At 64.3% G+C, this 17,770-nt stretch carries 18 protein-coding genes and 1 pseudogene; 15 read left to right on the top strand and 4 right to left on the bottom strand.

The features are described from left to right. Genes JJE66_RS02685 through JJE66_RS02675 form a run of 3 tightly spaced genes read right to left on the bottom strand, consistent with a single transcriptional unit; the run spans nt 1 to nt 2,679 of the window. On the bottom strand, nt 1-888 hold the full coding sequence (locus JJE66_RS02685; RefSeq protein WP_200512581.1) for a polysaccharide deacetylase family protein: 888 nt from the start codon (nt 886-888) through the stop codon (nt 1-3). Between the two features lie 30 nt (nt 889-918). Further along, a complete protein-coding gene (locus JJE66_RS02680) occupies nt 919-2,004 on the bottom strand; it encodes an LLM class flavin-dependent oxidoreductase (protein ID WP_200512580.1) in 1,086 nt (361 codons plus the stop codon). A gap of 30 nt (nt 2,005-2,034) precedes the next feature. Then, entirely contained in the window at nt 2,035-2,679 is a 645-nt protein-coding gene (locus tag JJE66_RS02675; protein WP_200512579.1) for an FCD domain-containing protein, read from the bottom strand. 186 nt (nt 2,680-2,865) lie between these two features. Here JJE66_RS02675 and JJE66_RS02670 point away from each other — a divergent pair, with 186 nt between their 5' ends. The 10 genes and pseudogenes from JJE66_RS02670 (at nt 2,866) to JJE66_RS02625 (ending at nt 11,594) form a co-directional block, all read left to right on the top strand. Then, a complete protein-coding gene (locus tag JJE66_RS02670; protein ID WP_200512578.1) occupies nt 2,866-4,029 on the top strand; it encodes a zinc-binding dehydrogenase in 1,164 nt (387 codons plus the stop codon). Between the two features lie 70 nt (nt 4,030-4,099). Beyond that, nucleotides 4,100-4,543, top strand: a complete 444-nt coding sequence (locus JJE66_RS02665) for a hypothetical protein (RefSeq protein WP_200512577.1) — start codon at nt 4,100-4,102, stop codon at nt 4,541-4,543. 30 nt (nt 4,544-4,573) lie between these two features. Continuing rightward, nucleotides 4,574-5,558 (top strand): annotated as a pseudogene (locus tag JJE66_RS02660) (quinone oxidoreductase family protein). Between the two features lie 101 nt (nt 5,559-5,659). Next, nucleotides 5,660-6,538, top strand: a complete 879-nt coding sequence (locus tag JJE66_RS02655) for a branched-chain amino acid ABC transporter permease (protein WP_200512576.1) — start codon at nt 5,660-5,662, stop codon at nt 6,536-6,538. Beyond that, nucleotides 6,538-7,536, top strand: a complete 999-nt coding sequence (locus JJE66_RS02650; protein WP_200512575.1) for a branched-chain amino acid ABC transporter permease — start codon at nt 6,538-6,540, stop codon at nt 7,534-7,536. The genes JJE66_RS02655 and JJE66_RS02650 overlap by 1 nt, the downstream gene beginning before the upstream one ends. After that, nucleotides 7,533-8,300 (top strand): ABC transporter ATP-binding protein, encoded by a 768-nt coding sequence (locus JJE66_RS02645; protein ID WP_200512574.1) that lies wholly within the window; start codon nt 7,533-7,535, stop codon nt 8,298-8,300. The genes JJE66_RS02650 and JJE66_RS02645 overlap by 4 nt, the downstream gene beginning before the upstream one ends. Continuing rightward, nucleotides 8,290-9,021: an ABC transporter ATP-binding protein gene (locus JJE66_RS02640; RefSeq protein ID WP_246756043.1), complete on the top strand. Its 732-nt coding sequence runs from the start codon at nt 8,290-8,292 to the stop codon at nt 9,019-9,021. The genes JJE66_RS02645 and JJE66_RS02640 overlap by 11 nt, the downstream gene beginning before the upstream one ends. A 36-nt stretch (nt 9,022-9,057) precedes the next feature. Further along, on the top strand, nt 9,058-10,329 hold the full coding sequence (locus tag JJE66_RS02635; protein WP_246756261.1) for an amino acid ABC transporter substrate-binding protein: 1,272 nt from the start codon (nt 9,058-9,060) through the stop codon (nt 10,327-10,329). 37 nt (nt 10,330-10,366) lie between these two features. Next, nucleotides 10,367-11,296: an NAD(P)-dependent oxidoreductase gene (locus JJE66_RS02630; protein WP_200512572.1), complete on the top strand. Its 930-nt coding sequence runs from the start codon at nt 10,367-10,369 to the stop codon at nt 11,294-11,296. 10 nt (nt 11,297-11,306) lie between these two features. Beyond that, complete coding sequence (locus JJE66_RS02625; protein ID WP_200512571.1) at nt 11,307-11,594, top strand: DUF1330 domain-containing protein; 288 nt, start codon at nt 11,307-11,309, stop codon at nt 11,592-11,594. 211 nt (nt 11,595-11,805) lie between these two features. Here the strand turns inward: JJE66_RS02625 and JJE66_RS02620 are convergent, their stop codons facing one another. Beyond that, nucleotides 11,806-12,384, bottom strand: coding sequence for a TetR family transcriptional regulator (locus JJE66_RS02620; RefSeq protein ID WP_200512570.1), 579 nt, complete (start codon nt 12,382-12,384; stop codon nt 11,806-11,808). Between the two features lie 146 nt (nt 12,385-12,530). Between JJE66_RS02620 and JJE66_RS02615 the strand changes: the two genes are divergently transcribed. From JJE66_RS02615 to JJE66_RS02595, 5 genes are all read left to right on the top strand, one after another. After that, nucleotides 12,531-13,985 (top strand): MATE family efflux transporter, encoded by a 1,455-nt coding sequence (locus tag JJE66_RS02615; RefSeq protein ID WP_200512569.1) that lies wholly within the window; start codon nt 12,531-12,533, stop codon nt 13,983-13,985. Between the two features lie 298 nt (nt 13,986-14,283). After that, complete coding sequence (locus JJE66_RS02610; RefSeq protein WP_200512568.1) at nt 14,284-15,318, top strand: putative FMN-dependent luciferase-like monooxygenase; 1,035 nt, start codon at nt 14,284-14,286, stop codon at nt 15,316-15,318. A gap of 32 nt (nt 15,319-15,350) precedes the next feature. After that, the gene (locus JJE66_RS02605; RefSeq protein ID WP_200512567.1) at nt 15,351-15,950 is read left to right on the top strand and encodes a CMD domain protein; all 600 of its coding nucleotides are present in this window, start codon (nt 15,351-15,353) and stop codon (nt 15,948-15,950) included. Nucleotides 15,951-15,964: 14 nt separating this feature from the next. Continuing rightward, the gene (locus JJE66_RS02600) at nt 15,965-16,543 is read left to right on the top strand and encodes an alkylhydroperoxidase domain protein (protein WP_200512566.1); all 579 of its coding nucleotides are present in this window, start codon (nt 15,965-15,967) and stop codon (nt 16,541-16,543) included. A gap of 61 nt (nt 16,544-16,604) precedes the next feature. After that, nucleotides 16,605-17,762, top strand: a complete 1,158-nt coding sequence (locus JJE66_RS02595; RefSeq protein WP_200512565.1) for an ABC transporter substrate-binding protein — start codon at nt 16,605-16,607, stop codon at nt 17,760-17,762. The last annotated feature ends 8 nt before the right edge of the window (nt 17,763-17,770 follow it).

Raw genomic sequence — 17,770 nt, 5'->3', positions numbered from 1 at the left:
CTAACCGCCGGGGCTTATCTTTTTCATCTCGGCGCGGTACCAGTCGCCGATCTCGCTCGCCGTCATCAATGCGACGCCGTCGTGGCCGATGACGTAGTCGAGCAGCTGTTCGAGATATTTGATCCGGTGCGGCACGCCGGTGATGTAGGGATGGATCGAGATCGCCATCACCCGCGCATTGTCGGCGCCTTCGAGATAAAGCCGGTCGAATTGATCGATGCCGCGCTTCAAAAACTGGTCGGACGGCAGATGCTGGAGCGCGTGGACGACGATGTCGTTGGTCTCGACCGTATAGGGGATGGTCGTGATGGTGCCATGCGGGGTTGCGATGTCCTGCGGCAGATCGTCGATCACCCAGTCGGCGACATAGTCGATGCCGTTGAGGCGCAGCAGGTCGAGCGTCTCTTCGGTCTCGGTCAGTCCCGGAGACTCCCACGAACGCGGTGCGAAGCCGGTAAATTCTGCGATGGTCTCGACCGCGCGCTTGATCGCATCGGCCTGGTCGGGAAGCCTGTGCATTGGTTCTTGCATGAAGCCGTGGCCCATGAACTCGAAGCCGGCCTCGCGCGCGGCGGAAGCGACGCGCGGATAGGCGTTGCAGACATCGGCATTGGCGGCCAGCGTGACCTTCATGTTGCGATCCGTCAGCGCCTTGAATTGGCGCCAGAAGCCGGCGCGCATGCCGTATTCGTGCCATGACCAGTTCGGAACGTCGGGCAGCAGCGGCTGTCCCATCGGCGGGCTCAGCAAGACGCGCGGCATCGCGTTCTCGATCCGCCATTCCTCGACATTGAGGATCACCCACACCGCGAGGCGCTTGCCGTTCGGCAGCTTCAGCTTCGGCCGGTCAATCAGGGCCTGATACGGAATGCGGTCACTGAGGGCCATCGTGAGCCTCCTTCGTGCTGAGGTCTGAAACTATCTTGTGCCGGCGGTGACGCGCGGCATCACCTGCTCTGCCATCAGGATCATCGAGCGGCGTCCGAGCTCGCGGTCGCGCCAATCCTTGCCGGCGTAGAGCAGTGTGCCGAATTGCCCGACCTCCTCCTGAAGCGCCAGGATCTGGTCGGCCACGCTGTCGGGCGTGCCATAGATGATCAGCTTGTCGCAGACGGATTCGAGCGTGACCTCGTCATCCGGCTGGTCGCGCCGCGTCTTGAACAGCTCGATGCGGCCGTTGCGCTTCAGCTTGGTGAAGAGCGAGTGGTAGTAATACACGTAAGGACTGTCGGGATCGGTGGCATAGGCCCTGGCGGTCGCCATGTCGCTCGCCACGAACACGCTCTTGGCCACCCGCCAGTTATTGAAATCGACGGTCCTGCCGACGCGCTCGCAGCCCTCGACATATTTCGGCCAGTGGCTCTTCACCCACATCGGCATCAGGAAATTGGCGGAGATCGGATCCCAGCCGCGCGCGGCGGCCTCGGTGACGCCCTTGGAGAACGGTGCGACGGCGGTGACGACGATCGGCGGATGCGGCCGCTGCAGGGGGCCGGCGATGAAGCCCTGGCCGATATCGGCCATCAGCGTCTTCTCGGTCGTGATATTCCAGAACTGGCCCGCGATATTGTAGGGCGGCTCGCTCGCCCAGATTTGCAGGACCTGGTTGATCGCCTCGAGGAACATGGCGTTGCGATCGAGCTCGAGCGTGCCAAACAATTCCGCGTCCGAGAGCAGGCCGCCCGGGCTGATGCCGAAGATCAGCCGCCCGTCGAGCATGTGATCGAGCATTGCGATGGTGGCGGCGACGGTCGCCGGATGGACGTTCGGCATGTTGACGGTGCCGGTGCCGAGCTTGATCTGCTTCGTCGCCGCAGCGATCCAGGCGAGGAAGGCGATGCAGGAGGTGATGTTCTCGGCTCGGTCGGTGACGTGCTCGCCGACATAGGCCTCGCTGAAGCCGAGCTCGTCGGCGAGCAAAAACGCCTCGCGATCCTCCTGCAGGGACTGTCGCCAGTCCTTGTCCAGCGGATGGATCGGCATCGTGAAGAAGCCCAGTTTCATGGCCGGCACCCTATTGTTTTTGCGTTGACCTCAGGCCTGCGTTCCCATCAGCTTGTCCACGGTGGTTCGCAGATGCCGGCGCATCGCCTCCATCGCCTTGACGCGATCGCGTTGCTCAATCGCATCGATCAGCGCGTCGTGCTCGGCAAAAGACGAATAATCCTCCGGCGGGCGCACCGGCCTGGTATCGAGCCATCGCCAGACCACCGCGCGTCTGACGTCGTCGACCGTCTGAAGGATCGCCGACAGCAGCGGATTTCCGGTCGCCTCCGCGATCAGGCGGTGCAGCCGCCCGTCCAGCGTCTCGTAATCTTTCCACGTCCCCGCCTCGCGCATCTGCCGCGCCAGCACGCGCATGCCTTCGATCTGCTTGAAGGTGGCATTGACCGCGGCGAGGCTTGCGATCTCCGGCTCGAGCACGAGTCTCGCTTCCATCGCGTTGCGCGGGCTAGTGCTGTCGCGTAGCGCGTCGAGATTGGAGGTACCGGTTTCCGCGGGCGCGCGGATGAATGTGCCGCGGCCGACCTCGCGCGAGAGCCGGCCGTCCAATTCGAGGCGCGCAAGCGCCTTGCGGATCTCGTTGCGCGAAACGCCGAACTGTGCCGCGAGTTGTCGCTCCGGAGGAAGGCGCGTACCGGGACCGCCTTCAGTCAATCGGGCCAACAAGTCGAACACCGCTCAATCCCCCTCGCAACCAATACCCAACCAATCTGTATTTAACGCGCGCGGTGTTCACAAATGCAAGACCAAAACCACGGTGCTGGAAGTTAGGCGTTGACAGTGGCGGATTTGAAAGCGAGGCTTCAACCAATCAAAAAGCCAATTGCAAAATTGGTTGACCAATAGGTGAGGGTCGTTGCGATGGTCGAGGCCGCCGGCGTTCGCGCGTCAACTGGCATGCCGATTCCCGACACGATGAAAGCCTGGGTGTTGGGCGACCCCGGCCAGCTCCGCCTCGCCGAAAAACCGGTGCCGACGCCGAAGCGCGCGGAGGTGCTGGTGCGCATCGATGCGGTTGCGATCTGTGCAACGGATCTGGAGATCATCGAGCATGGAACGCCGGCGCTGATCCAGGGCGGACCACCCTTCAACAAGAACTTCACGCCCGGCCATGAATATATGGGCACGGTCGCAGCGCTCGGCCCCGGTGTCGACGAATACAGGATCGGCGAGCGCGTCACGGTCGAGATCCACGCCGGCTGCGGCCAGTGCAAGCGCTGCCGCCAAGGCATGTACACCTCCTGCCACAACTACGGCCTGAACTACGGCGATGTCGACAAGGGCCATCGCGCCAACGGCTTCACGACCGATGGCGGCTTCGCCGAATACGCCGTCAACCACATCAACACGCTGTCGCGCGTGCCCGATAACATGAGCGACGAAGAGGCGACTTTGGTCGTCACCGCCGGGACCTCGATGTACGGCCTCACGGAGCTCGGCGGCCTTGTTGCCGGCGAGAGCGTGGTCGTGACGGGGCCGGGTCCGATCGGGCTTCTCGCGGTGGCGGTCGCGAAGGCGCTTGGCGCGAGCCCGGTGATCCTGTCGGGCACCCGCGACGCCCGGCTTGCCATCGGCACCAAGCTCGGCGCCGACCGCGTCGTCAACGTGCGCAACGAGGATCTCGTCTCTGTCGTCAAGGATATGACGGGCCGCGGCGCCGACTATGTCGTCGAATGTGCCGGCACCGACACGGCGATCAACGAAGCCGCCAAGATGGTCAATCGCGGCGGCAAGATCTGCCTCGCCGCGTTTCCGCACGAGCCGGTGCTCGCCGACATCGGGGCTCTCGTGAAGAACAACATCTACGTCTATGGCATTCGCGGTGAGGGCAAGAGTGCGACGCACCGCGCCATGGCGCTGATGGCGGAGAAGCGATTCGACGCCACGCTGATCCATACCCACACATTCCCGCTCACGGATCTGCCGATGGCGCTGCACTACGCGCGCAATCGCATCGACGACGCCATCAAGGTCGTCATCAAGACCCGCGGTGCGGTGACCCAGACAAGGAAGGAAGTGGCGTGATCACGCCGCTTGATCGGGATCGCCTGAATTATTGCTGCGACAGCGACTAGCATCTGGAAGGAAACGGTTCATGTCGGACTCAAATCCCCGCGCCCATTGGCCTGACGAAGTGCAGCGCGAATACCAGGAGGGGCGCAATAGCGGCTGCGTCGGCAGTGTGCTGGTGTCGGAGACCGATCGCGTGCGCGTCTGGCACCTGTCGATTGCGCCCGGCAAGCGCTGCGGCTTCCATCGCCACGTGCTGACCTATTTCTGGACCGCGCACAACCCGGGCAAGGCGCGCGGCTATTTCGAGGACGGCCGCGTCGTCGATGTCGAGCACTACAAGGGCGAAACCAGGCATCTCGCCTTCGGTGCTGGCGAGTCCATGGTTCATGCGGTCGAGAACATCGGCCCCACGGACCTGCTATTCACCACGGTCGAGTTCCTCGACAGTGCCAACACCCCCCTCTCGCTGCCCGACAGCGTGCGGCTGGCGATTCCGCAAGGTGCTGACATCAAGATGGCATCGTAACCGGGCGGAATTGGCACACAGGAATTGGGCATGGGTACGAAAGCCAAAGCAGTTCGCATGGCCGCGCAGGGCGGGCCGGACGTCCTGAAACTGGAGACGGTCGAGCTCGCCGCACCCGGCAAGGGCGAGGTGCTGATGCGGCAGACCGCAATCGGCCTCAACTTCATCGACGTCTATTTCCGCGACGGCTCCTATGCGCTGGATCTGCCGGCGGGCTTGGGTGCGGAAGCGGCCGGCGTGGTCGAGGCGGTCGGCGAGGGCGTCACCGAGTTCAAGATAGGTGACCGCGTTGCCTATGGCGGCTCCGCGCCCGGCGCCTACGCGACCCATCGCCTGATGCCGGCCGCACGCCTCGTCCCCATCCCGCAATCCGTCAGCGACGAGGCCGCAGCCGCCGTGCTGATGAAGGGCATGACGGCGGAATACCTGCTGAACCGGTGCGTTGCGGTCAAGCCGGGGCAACAAGTGCTGTTCTACGCGGCTTCGGGCGGCGTTGGCCTGATCGCCGGTCAGTGGGGCAAGCATCTCGGCGCCCGCATGATCGGCGTGACCAGCGGCGGGGAAAAAGGCGGCGCTGGCGCTCTCGCACGGCTACGATGCCGTGATCGATCGCAAGACCGAACGCATCCCCGATCGCGTGAAGGCGCTGACCGGCGGCAAGGGCGTCGCGGTTGCCTATGATTCCGTCGGCAATGATAGTTTTGAAGCCACGCTCGCCTCTCTGGCCCCGCGCGGATTCTTCGTCACCTTCGGTGCCACGACCGGCGCGCCGCCGCCGCTCGAGGCGGCGTTGCTGCAGAAGAACGGATCTCTCTATTATACGCGGCCGACGCTTGCGACCTACATCGCCGCGCGCGACGATCTGGTAGCATCGGCGGCCGCCGTGTTCGACCTGGTCGGCAAGGGCGTGATCAAGCCGATGATCGGGCATCGCTATGCACTGTTGGAGGCGGCGGCCGCGCACCGTGATCTCGAGGCTGGATTGACCAGGGGTTCGTCGCTGCTGATGCCCTGACCATATTGATGGAGGCGGAAAGCTCCCGCCTCCATGCGACCGCAGAACAACCAGAACAATAATTTCGGTTGGGTACGTCAACAGGAGGAGACTGGCAGCGGATGGGTCTATACGCAGGACTGTTGCTCGATTCCATCGTGTCCGGCGTTCTCGTCGGAGGCTTCTACGCCGCCATGGCGGTCGGCATCTCGATCGCGTTCGGCATGCTCGGCATCAGCAATATCGCCCATCCGGCGCTCATCCTGCTCGGGTCGTTCATCGCCTATGTGCTGAACTCCCGGTTCGGCTGGGATCCGATCCTGGTCGGCGTGCTCGCGACCGTTCCATTCTACTTCCTCGGCGCGCTGCTCTATACGGCCTATGAATTCGCCTTCGAGCGGCGCGGCACGCAGCTGATCCGCGGCCTGGCGTTCTTCTTCGGCCTCCTCTTCATCACCGAGGTCGGCCTTCAATTGATCTTTGGCGTCGATTATCGCCTGGTCGAGGCGCCCTATATCGGGCCGTCCTACAATATCGGGCCGGTGTCGCTGCCGGTCAGGATGCTGATCCCGTTCCTGGCTTCCGTGCTGCTCCTGATCGGCCTGCAACTGTTCTTCACGCGCACCTTCACCGGGCGCGCGATCATGGCGGTGGCGCAGGACAAGTTTGCGCTTCAACTGATGGGTGCCGCGCCCGTTCGCATCAAGCGGATTGCGTTCGGCATCTCGACGGCAACGGCGTCGCTGGCCGGCGCCTTCCTCATCATTCTTCAGCCGGTCGAGCCGTCGATGGGACGCGACTATATCGGGAGAATTTTTGCGATCTGCGTCCTCGGCGGCATCGGCTCGCTGCCGGGTACCTTCATTGCGGCCGTGATCGTCGGCGTCGCGGAGAGCATCACGGCGACCTTCTACGGGCCATCATGGTCGCCCGCGATCGCCTTCGGCTTCCTGCTGATCGCGCTGGTGGTCAGGCCGGCCGGCCTGTTCGGGAGAGCTTGATGTCGAACGGGCGCTTCATCCTGCTCGCCTGCCTGGTCGGCGTTGCACTGGTCGGTGCCAGCACGTTTGTGACCAATGAATATTATGTGTTCGCGGCGTACTTCGTCCTTCAATACGTCGTGCTGGCGACGGCCTGGAACATCCTCGGTGGCTATGTCGGCTACGTCAATTTCGGCACGACGGCGTTCCTCGCCATTGGCCTCTACAGCGCAGCCGCGCTGAACAAATGGCTCGATCTGCCGATTCCGGTGCTGATCCCCATTGCAGGCGTGCTGTGTGGCGCTGTCGGCCTCGCCATGGGCTATCTGACGATCCGGCTGCGCGGCGTCTACTTCACCATCGCAACGCTGGCGCTCTCCGTCGTGGTCCAGACCTTCATCACCAATTGGGACTACGTCGGCGGATCGCGCGGCATCTACATCATGCGGCCGAGCGAGATTCCGGTGTTCGGCACCTACGTCGCCTATCTGTTCTTCCTCATGACGGTGCTCGCGGTCGCAGCAGTCGTGACGGCGCGCGTCATCGAGCGCTCAACCTTCGGCTTCGGCCTCGCCGCCATTCGCGATGATGAAACGGCGGCCGCCGCCTCCGGCGTTCCCGTGCTGCGGCTGAAGCTAATCGCCGCCGCCATCAGCGGCGCTTTGATGGGGATGGCCGGCGCGCCGCTGCCGTTCTACCTGACCTATGTCGAGCCGACCTCCTCGTTCAGCCTCGCCTATACCGTGAACAGCGTCGCGATGCCGCTGGTCGGCGGCACCACGAGCTGGCTCGGACCGGTGATCGGCGCGGTGCTGCTCGGCACCATGCAGCAGGCCATGACGGTGTTGATCTCGTCGTCGGTCAATCTGCTCGTGGTCGGCGTGCTGCTCGTGATCTTCGTGATCGCCGCCCCGAACGGGATTTTGGGATTGATCCGCTCCATCCGCGGCAAGAAGCCGGATCCGGAGACGAATCCTCTCGCGGCGATGCTCGTTGCCGAGAAGCGGAGCAGCCAATGACGACGACCGAGACGCGCGCTTCGGCGGCAAGCGATCTTCTCCTGGACGCGCGGGGCATCACCAAGCGCTTCGGCGGCTTCGTGGCGCTGAACAGGATCGATCTCGCAGTCCGGCCCGGTGAGCGGGTCGGTCTGATCGGCCCGAACGGCTCGGGAAAAAGCACGTTCACCAATTGCCTTTGCGGTGCGCTCCAGACCGATGCCGGCTCGATCGCGTTCGCTGGCAGGAACATCGACAAATTGTCCTCCTATCAGCGCGCGCGGCTCGGGCTGGGCCGTAGCTTCCAGTTGCCGCGCCCGTTTCATAGCCTGTCGCTGCTCGACAATCTCCGCATTCCGCTGGTCTATGCCGTCAATGCGCGCGGCGGCGCTCATCTGACCGAGCCACAGATCCGCGCGCGCAGCACGGACTTGCTCGGCGAGTTCGGTCTCGGCGGCAAGCTGCATCGCCTGCCCGGCGATTTGACTCAAGTCGAGATGCGCAAGCTGGAGCTCGCGCGCGCCATGGCGACGGATCCGACGCTCCTGGTGTCGGACGAAGCGCTGGCGGGCCTGTCGCATTCGGAGGTGGACGAGATCCTGGCGCTGCTGCTCGCGCTGAACGAACGCGGCGTCGCCGTGATCTTCATCGAGCACATCATGCGCGCGGTGATGGCGTTTTCCGGGCGGCTCGTGGTGCTCGTCGCCGGCGAGAAGATCGCCGATGGCACGCCGAAGGATGTGATTGCCGATGAGCGGGTGATAGGGGCGTATCTTGGCCAGTAGCATCCGCATCGACAATGTCTCTGCCGGATACGGAGCGGTGCGCGTTCTTCATAACGTGTCCATGAACGTCGCCCCGCGCGAAACGGTGACGCTGCTCGGCACCAACGGCAACGGCAAGAGCACGCTGATCAAGACCATCATGGGCGCGCTGCGGCCGACCTCGGGGCGTATCGTCGCGACCATCGACGGCAAGGATCATGATCTCATCGGCAAGGAGACCGAGGAGATCGTCGACCTCGGCGTGGCCCTGGTGCCGGAAGGACGGCGGCTGTTTCCGCGCCTTACGGTCGAGGAGAACCTTCTTCTCGGCGCCTATCGCCCGACCGCGCGGGCGCGTCTGAAGGAGAATATGGCCTATTGCTATGAGGCGTTTCCGCGGCTTGCGGAGCGCCGCGCGCAGCTTGCGGGCACGATGAGCGGCGGCGAGCAGCAGATGCTGGCGCTGGGGCGGGCGCTGATGTCGGCCCCAAGCATCCTGATCGTCGACGAGCCCTCGGTCGGGCTGGCGCCGCTGTTCGTCAGCCGCACCATCGACATGATCGCGCAGCTCAAGGAGCGCTATCATTTGACCGTGCTGATGGCGGAGCAGAATTTCACGCAGGCGATGCGGATCGCCGACAAGGGCTATGTGATCGTCCACGGGGAGATCGCGTTCCGGGGCGAAAGCCCCGAACAAATGCAGCAAAGCGATCTGATACGGCAGCATTATCTCGGCATGTAGAACTCGACATAATAAACCAGGGAGGAAGACGTGAGGATGTTTCGGCTGAACGGCTTGGGGGGCGTCGCATTGGCGCTCTCGACAATGATCGCGGCGCATGTATCGATCGACGCGGCGCGCGCGGCGGATCCGATCAAGATCGGCTTCGGCATGCAGTTGACCGGTCCGCTCGCCGGCAATGGCAAGGCGGCGCTGCTAGGCGCGCAGATCTGGGCCGACGAGGTCAACAAGGCCGGCGGCCTGCTCGGCCGGCCAGTCGAGCTCGTGGCTTATGACGATCAGAGTAATCCCGGCCTCGTGCCTGGCATCTATTCGAAGCTGCTCGACGTCGACAAGGTCGATCTGCTGCTGTCGAACAACACCAACCAGACCGCGCCGGCGATGCCGATGATCATCCAGCACAAGCGCTTGATCATGGGCATGTTCGCGCTCGCGATCAACGAGCAGTTCAAATATCCCGGCTATTTCCAGATCCAGCCCTATGGACCGAACGGCAAGGATTCGTTGACGCGGGGCTTCTTCGACAACGCGATTGCGATGGATCCGAAGCCCAAGACAGTGGCGCTGGTCGGAGCCGACGCTGAATTCGCCAAGAATGCGCTCGAAGGCGCCCGTGCACATGCCAAGCGCCTCGGGCTCACGATCGTCTACGACAAGGTCTATCCGCCGACGACGGTGAATTTCACGCCGGTGCTGAAGGCGCTGCAGGCGACGTCGCCGGACCTGGTGTTCGTCGCCTCCTACCCGTCCGACACCGTCGGCATCATCCGCACCGCGCACGAGATCAATCTCGAGCCAAAGGTGTTCGGCGGCGCCATGGTCGGGACCCAATATGCCGCGATCAAGCAGCAGCTCGGCGAGGCCCTCAACGGCGTCGTCTCCTTCGAGCAGTACATCCCCGAGCCGACGGTCAAATTCCCCGGCATCGAGGACATGCTGAAGAAGTATCAGGCCAAGGCGGCTGACGTTGGTGTGGACGCGCTCGGCTATTACGTGCCGGCCTTCGTCTACTCGGCGCTCCAGATCCTCGGCGAGGCCGTGACCAAGACCGGCGGTGTCGATCAGCAGAAGCTGATCAGCTACATCCACGGCAACACGTTCCACACCGTGGTCGGCGACATCACTTTCGGTCCGGACGGCGAGTGGGTCGAGCCCCGCATGTTCGCGGTGCAGTTCCGCAACATCAAGGGCAATGACATCCAGCAGTTCACCCAGGCTGGCAAGGAAGTGATCATTTTCCCGCCGAAGTACAAGTCCGGCGATTTGGTCTATCCGTTCGCGAATGCGCAGAAGGCCGCGCAGAACTGAAGCCGGGTACGTTAATCAAAAGAAGAAACGAGGCGTCATGACTGAAACGATCGGCATGCTCGGCATCGGGATCATGGGCTTCGCCATGGCGCGGAACCTGATCAAGGCGGGCTTTGCCGTGGTTGGATACGATCCCGTGCCGGCGGCACGGGATCGTCTTTCCGATATGGGCGGCAGAGCGCTGTCCTCGCCAAAGGATGTGGTCGAGGCCACTGCGATCAGCTTTGCCTCGCTCCCGAGCGCAGCCGCTCTCGCCGAGGCTGTCGAAGGATCGGCAGGCGTCGTTTGCGCGAGCGGCGTCGGCCAGATTGTGATCGAATGTTCGACGCTGCCCCTCGCCGCCAAGCGTGCGGCGTTCGCAGCAATGGAGAGCGCGGGAAAGATCCTGCTCGATTGTCCGGTCAGCGGCACCGGCGCGCAGGCCGCGACCGGCGATCTGGTGATCCTCGGAAGCGGCGACGAGCAGGCGTTCAAGCGTTGTGGGCCGGCCTTCGCCGGGATGTCGCGGCGGCAGGTCTATCTCGGCGGGTTCGGTACCGGCAGCATCATGAAATACATCGCCAATCATCTGGTGACGATCCACAATGCCGCAGCAGCCGAGGCGATGCTGCTCGGCATGAAAGCGGGAATCGATCCTGGCCTGGTCTACGACACACTGGCCGACAGCGCGGGAACATCACGCATGTTCCAGATGCGCGGGCCGCTGATGCGCGACGAGAACTACGACAATCCGACCGCGACAATTCGAACGCATCTGAAAGATCTCTCCATCATCTCGGGCTTCGCCGCCGAACTCGGTTGCGCGTTGCCGGTGTATGCCGCGGCAGAGCAGCTCTATCACGCCGGCGAGGCGCTGGGATTTGCAGCGCGCGATACCGCGTCGATCTGCGCTGTGCTCGAACGAATGAACGGTTTCGAGCGTCACAGCGGCGCGGATGCGCCTGCCGTTTCGTCCTCCCAATTGTAAAGGAAGAGCCATGTCTGCCTATTGGTGCGCACGCGTTCACGTGACCGATCCCGAGACCTACGGGAAGTACGCGGCTCTCGCCGGCCCCGCTGTCGAGAAGCATGGCGGCGTATTTCTCGCGCGCGGTGGCAAGCAGGTGATCCTCGAGGGCGGCCAATACGAACGCAGCATCGTCGCGCGCTTCCCGGACCTGGATTCCGCGGTGAAATGCTACAACTCGCCCGAATATGGCGAGGCGCTCAAATACACCATTGGCACGTCCGAGCGCCACATGGTGGCGGTCGAGGGACTTGACTAGACTGTCTTGAAGGAAACTGGACCGTCGCCTGACGGCAGGTTCAGGCGACGGGTCCAGTGCGAACTCAGCGAACTTGGGGAAGTTGTAAGGCCGCACGCAGACGCTAGCGTGGCAGATGCTGGCACATCAAGTTTCGCTGTGTTGCAACGGCTGGAGAATCATTTCAGCCGTCTCCAAACCGCCACAGATGGCGGCCGCATTTTCGAATGCGTCAGCGGTCGTTCGCAAGAGCGATCGCCGCCTCCACCGCATGCTCCAGGATCTCGTCGGACAATTGCTTGTCGTTCACCGCGCGCGCCAATTGCAGCGCGCCGACCATGGTCGCGTAGACCGTGATCGCCTTACGCCGCCGCTCTTCCGCGGAGCCCTGCCGGATCTGCTCCGCCATCAGCGTGATGATGTCGGAGACCTTCTCGGTAAAAGCGTCACGCGTCGCCTTCGGGTGCCGCGCGATCTCGGCGACCAGCGCGGCGGTCGGGCAGCCCGTTCCGGCGTGGTCGCGGTGTCGCGTCGAGAGGTAATCGCGGATCGTGGTCTCCAGCGCGACGCCGTTTTCCAAATTGGCCTTGTGCCGCGCCTCGCGCCGGATGAGCGCATCCCTCAGCACCTCCCGCACCAGGTCCTCCTTGGAAGCGAAGTGCGTGTAGAAGGCGCCGTTGGTGAGGCCCGCCTCCGACATGATGCCGGCGAGGCCGACTGCGGCAATGCCGCTCTCGCGGAACTGCGCCGAGGCGACATCGAGAATGTGCCGGCGAGTCGTGTCGCTGTGTCCCTTGTCGTAGCGCGCCATGGCGTCCTCCTGCGAACCGGGCACCCCTAGGCCGCAAAATCGTGAGGGCCGCCCTATTGCATTACGATCATAATAATACATTATGGTCATAATGCAAATGGAGCGGTCGATGGACCGTGCCTTCAGGGAATCACAGGATCGTACCCATGTCAGTCGAGGATGCCGCCGCGCCGGCTCTGTCCCCCACGCCAATCGCGGCCCGCGCCGCGTCACCCCTCCGCCATGCGGCGACATCCGCTCCGAGCGCCGCCGAGCAGCGGCGCGCCGCGCTATTGACCGCGCCGATCCTGCCGACCCTGCTCAAGCTCGCCGCGCCGACGGTGACGGTCCTGGTGGCGCAGACCGCAGTCAACATCGCGGAGGCCTATTATGTCGGCTATCTCGGCACCGATGCCTTGGCCGGCGCCGCGCTGGTGTTTCCGATCTTCATGCTGATGACGATGATGTCGAATGGCGGGTTCGGCTCCGGCGTCGCCTCGTCGGTTGCACGTGCGATCGGTGCAGGCCGTCGCGACGATGCAGATGCGGCGCTGTTTCACGCCATCGTGCTCGCCATCATCGCCGGCGGGCTGTTCACGCTGGGTACGATCCTCGGGGGACCTGCGCTGTTTCGCACGCTCGGCGGCCGCGATGGGGCGCTCAACGCCGCGATTACCTATTCCAGCTATCTCTTCGCGGGTGCTATTCCCGTCTGGATCGTCAATCTCCAGGCGGCGGCGCTGCGCGGCTCGGGCAACGTCAAGGTGCCGGCGCTGGTGACGCTGATCGGCGCGATCGTGACCATCCCGGTCTCGCCGCTGCTGATCTTCGGCTTTGGTCCGGTGCCGAGCCTCGGCATCGGCGGCGCCGGCATCGCCTTCGGCCTTTATTACGGCGCGGCGATGCTGTTTCTGCTGCGCTATATGTCCACGGGCGCGGCCGGCCTGACCCTGCGCATCGTGCCGCTACGTGCAAACATCTTCGGTGACATGCTGAAGGTTGGCATTCCCACCGCGTTCAACGCCGTGCTGACCAACCTCACCGTCATCCTCGTCACCGGCGCGGTCGGCCTGTTCGGGACCTCGGCGCTTGCCGGCTACGGCATCGCCTCGCGGCTCGACTACGTCATGATCCCGCTGCTGTTCGGCATCAGCACCGCGACGCTGACCATGGTCGGCGTCAACATGGGCGCAGGCCAGGCCGCACGGGCGCAGAGGATCGGCTGGCTCAGCGGCGCCGCCGGCATGATCATGACCGGCGCGATCGGCCTCCTGGTCGCGATCTTCTCGACCGCCTGGCTCAATCTCTTCAGCCACGACGCCGAGGTCGTGAACGAAGGCATGACGTACCTGCACATCGTGGCGCCAGCCTATGCGGCGCTCGGCTTCGGCTTCGTCGCGTCCTTCGCTGTCCAGGGCACAGGCCGTGCACTGGGTCCATTGGCCGGCTCGTTCGCGCGCATCCTGATCGCGGCCGGCGGCGGCTGGATCGCCGTGGCAAGCTTCGGCACGGGAATGGCCGGGCTCGCCACCATGGTCACGGTGTCGATGGTCGCCTATGCTGCGATCTGCATGGGGATCATGCTGTCACCGTCGACCTGGCGTGCGGAGCCGCGCGCTTAGCGCGTGTCAGCGGATGCTGCGGCCGTTCGTTTCCCGTTTGACGGCGGATGGAGAAGCGTCGTCCGCCGCGGGCGGCAATTATGAATTTTCATTTCATTGATTTCGTCCGCCGGGCAGGGAATTCATCCTTACCAAGTCAGCGGCGCGGTGGTGCCAAGCTGGTAGGCAGTCTGCCTCCAACCTGGAGGCAGGGAGGATATCCGGGCGAATTGGCAGCCCTGCGCATTGCCCGCTTGTCTCGGGCTCTCGCAACGGACATCATCGGGGGCCGTGGCCATCCTCGCCCGACTGGGATCGTATGAAACGCTTTGCAAACCTGAAACGCCTGGGATTTTTCACGCGGCTGCTCGACGAGGCGCCGCCGGCGGAGCGATATCGCTTCGCCGCCGAGCAGATCGTGCGCGCCGAGGAGGCGGGTCTCGATTCCGCGTGGATCGCGCAACACCATTTTCACGAGCGCGAGGGCGGGCTGCCGTCGCCCTTCACCTTCCTAGGTTACGTCGCCGCGCAGACCTCGCGCATCCGTCTCGGCACCGGCATCGTCACCTTGCCGCTGGAGAACGCGGTACGGGTGGCGGAGGACGCCGCGGTGCTCGATCTGCTGTGCAACGGCCGCTTCGAGCTCGGCGTGGGCACGGGCGGCAACCCGTCCGCCTTTGCCGCCTTTGGCCTCGACGGCACCCAGCGCAACGAGATCTTTGCGCGCAATCTGGAGGTCGTCCGCAAGGCGCTGACCGGCAAACAACTCGATGGCGGCGACACGCTCTACCCGCAGCGGCCGCAACTGGACAAGCGCATCTGGCAGGCGACGTTCTCCGTGACGGGCGGCGCGCGCGCCGGCAAGGCCGGCGACGGCCTGTTGCTGTCGCGCACCCAGCCGCGGGCCAAGGACGCGCCAAACACCACGCTCGCCGAGATCCAGAACCCGATCATCGACGCCTATCTCGCAGCGCTGCCGCCGGGCGCCGAACCGCGCATCATGGCATCGCGCAGCGTGTTCGTCGCCGACGATCATCGCGAGGCGATGCGGCTCGCCGATATCGGGCTGCGACGCGCATTGCCGCAGTTCATGAAGAGCGGCCACCTGCCGCCGGGCGAGACACTGGAAGAGATGATCGCGGCGTTCGACACCCATGTCGGTGCCGCCGACGAGGTGATCGCGTCGCTGCGCACCGACGCGACGCTGGAGCGGGTGACCGATCTGGTCTTCCAGGTCCATTCGGTCGATGCGCCGCACCCTTACGTCCTGCGCTCGATCGAGCTGGTGGCGGACAAGGTTGCGCCGGCGCTGGGATGGACCAGGACGGCGCCCGAAGTCGCCTTGGCGGGCTAGGCGGGATTTTATGGATTGCACGAGGCTTTATGATGAGTACGCCTGACATCATCGACATGCTTGCCGGGATCAAGCCGGGATCGGCCCTCGACGCCATTCGCGCGCGGCGTCTGCAGGCGCGTGAGAATGCGCAGAAGAGCTATCTCTCGCTGTTCGAGCCGATCGACGCCGGCGACTTCTCGTTGCTTGAGCGAGCCGCGGTCGCGGCCTTCGTGACCGGGCTGCACGGCGAGTCCCCCGTTGCCGCCTTCTATCGCGAGAAGCTTGCGGCGAACGCGGATGGCGCGCGCCTGGTCGAGGCGATCGCCGCAGAGATCGCGCGGGGCGAGACCTCCGGTCCCTATGGCTCCTTTCCGGCCGGTCCGCTATCGGTCGAGAACGCGGCGGGCTTGATTTACCGCATGAGTGCGGAGGGCAAGTCGGTCCTCGGCACCAGGCTTGCAGCGGCGCTCGAGCATGCGCACCTCCTGGTGTTCCGGCCGCGCGATGCGGCATCTGCCGATATGAAGGCGCTGCTCGCCGCCGGCTGGTCGAACACCGGCATCGTCACCTTGTCCCAGCTCGTCGCGTTCCTGTCGTTTCAGGCGCGGGTCGTCAGCGGCCTGCGCGCGCTCGCGGCAGTGAACGCATAAGAGGAAGCCGCATCATGAGCGCCGCCGTCAATCCGCCCGTCGCCTTCACCCAGGATGAGCTCGGCTGGGTCTCCTGGATCGAGCCGCTGCCCGAGGCCGAGCTCACCGAGCGGCATTTCGCCGGCCTCGTCGATCGCGCCCGCGCCAAGTCGGAATATTTCCGCCTGCTGGTGCGCGATCCCGAGGTGCTGGAAGCCCGCACCAGGACCGACAAGGACATCTTCTACAACGTCGCCGACGGCTTGCCGCGCGCCGAGCGCGAGCTCGCCGCGGCTGCGACCTCGCGCTACAACGGTTGCATCTATTGCGCCTCGGTGCATGCGCGCTTCGCCAGCACCTATTCCAAGCGTCGTGAGGACGTGCAGCGCCTGCTTGATGAGGGCACCGGTGCCGATCTCGGCGGACGCTGGAACGCCGTGGTCAAGGCCTCGGTGGCGCTGGCGGCGACGCCGATCGCGTTCGGCCCTGACAATATCGAGGCGCTGCGCAGTGCCGGCCTCGACGATGCCGAGATCGTCGACGTCATCAACGGCGCCTCGTTCTTCAACTGGGCGAACCGGCTGATGCTGTCGCTGGGCGAGCCCTCGAAATAGGCAATCTGACCGGCACAAGACTTGCTGCTTGTTTGTAACACCTGACTGGATGGAGCCGTGCATGAGCAACATCAATCGCCGAACCTTGGTCAAGGGCTCGCTGGCCGCCGCAATTGCGGGAACAGCACTCTCGCGTGCTGCCTTTGCCGACACCGCCGAGCCGATCCTGCTCGGCGTCAGCGGTCCCCTGACCGGGCCGAACGCACAATATGGCACGCAATGGAAGCAGGGCTTTGATCTCGCGCTCGACGAGATACTGGCCGCCGGCGGCATCAACGGCCGCAAGCTCGCTTACAGTTTCGAGGACAGCCAGAGCGACCCGCGGCAATCGGTCGCGATTGCGCAGAAATTCGTCTCGGATCCCCGCATCGTCCTGGAGCTTGGTGATTTCTCGAGCCCCGCATCGATGGCGGCCTCGCCGATCTATCAGCGGGCCGGTCTCGTGCAGTTCGGCTTCACCAATTCGCACCCCGACTTCACCAAGGGCGGCGACTTCATGTGGAGTACCTCGGTCAGCCAGGCCGACGAGCAGCCGCTGCTGGCGGCCTATGCCGTGAAGAAGCTTGGCCTGAAGAAGCTCGCGGTGCTGCACCTCAACACCGATTGGGGCCGCACCAGCCGCGACTATTTCGTCAATGCTGCCAAGGAGTATGGCGCGGAGATCGCCGTCACCGAAGGCTACATCGCCGAGGAGCGCGACTTCCGCTCCACGCTGGTGCGCGTCCGCGACGCCAATCCGGATGGACTGGTCCTGATCTCCTACTATTCCGATGGTGCGCTGATCGCGCGCCAGGCGCGCCAGGTCGGACTGAAGCAGGTGATCTGCGCCGCCAGCTCGGTCTACTCGCCGAAATTTTTGGAGCTCGGCGGCGACGCCGTCGAGGACGTCCACGTTGGCACGCGCTATTTCCCGGAAGATCCGCGGCCCGAGGTGCAGAAATTCATCACGGGCTTCAAGAAAAAATACAACGGGCTGGAGCCCGACGCCTTCAACACCTACGCTTACGACGCCATGAACATGGCGGCCGCCGTGGTGAAGATCGGCGGCACCGACCGGCGTGCCATCCGCGATGCCTTCGCCAAGGTGAAGGACGTCCCGAGCGTCATCTTCGGTCGTGCGACGTTTGACGTCGCGACCCGCCGCGTCAAGGGCGCCATGAACGCCGAGCTCGTCGTGCGCAAGGGGCATTTCGCGCTTTGGGACGGCAAGCCGACCTGACATCATGG

Origin of the sequence: Bradyrhizobium diazoefficiens, assembly GCF_016612535.1 — a bacterium.
GTDB lineage: Bacteria > Pseudomonadota > Alphaproteobacteria > Rhizobiales > Xanthobacteraceae > Bradyrhizobium > Bradyrhizobium diazoefficiens_C.
The sequence above is the reverse complement of the archived record's forward strand: the minus strand, read 5'-3'. Positions and strand labels throughout refer to the sequence as shown.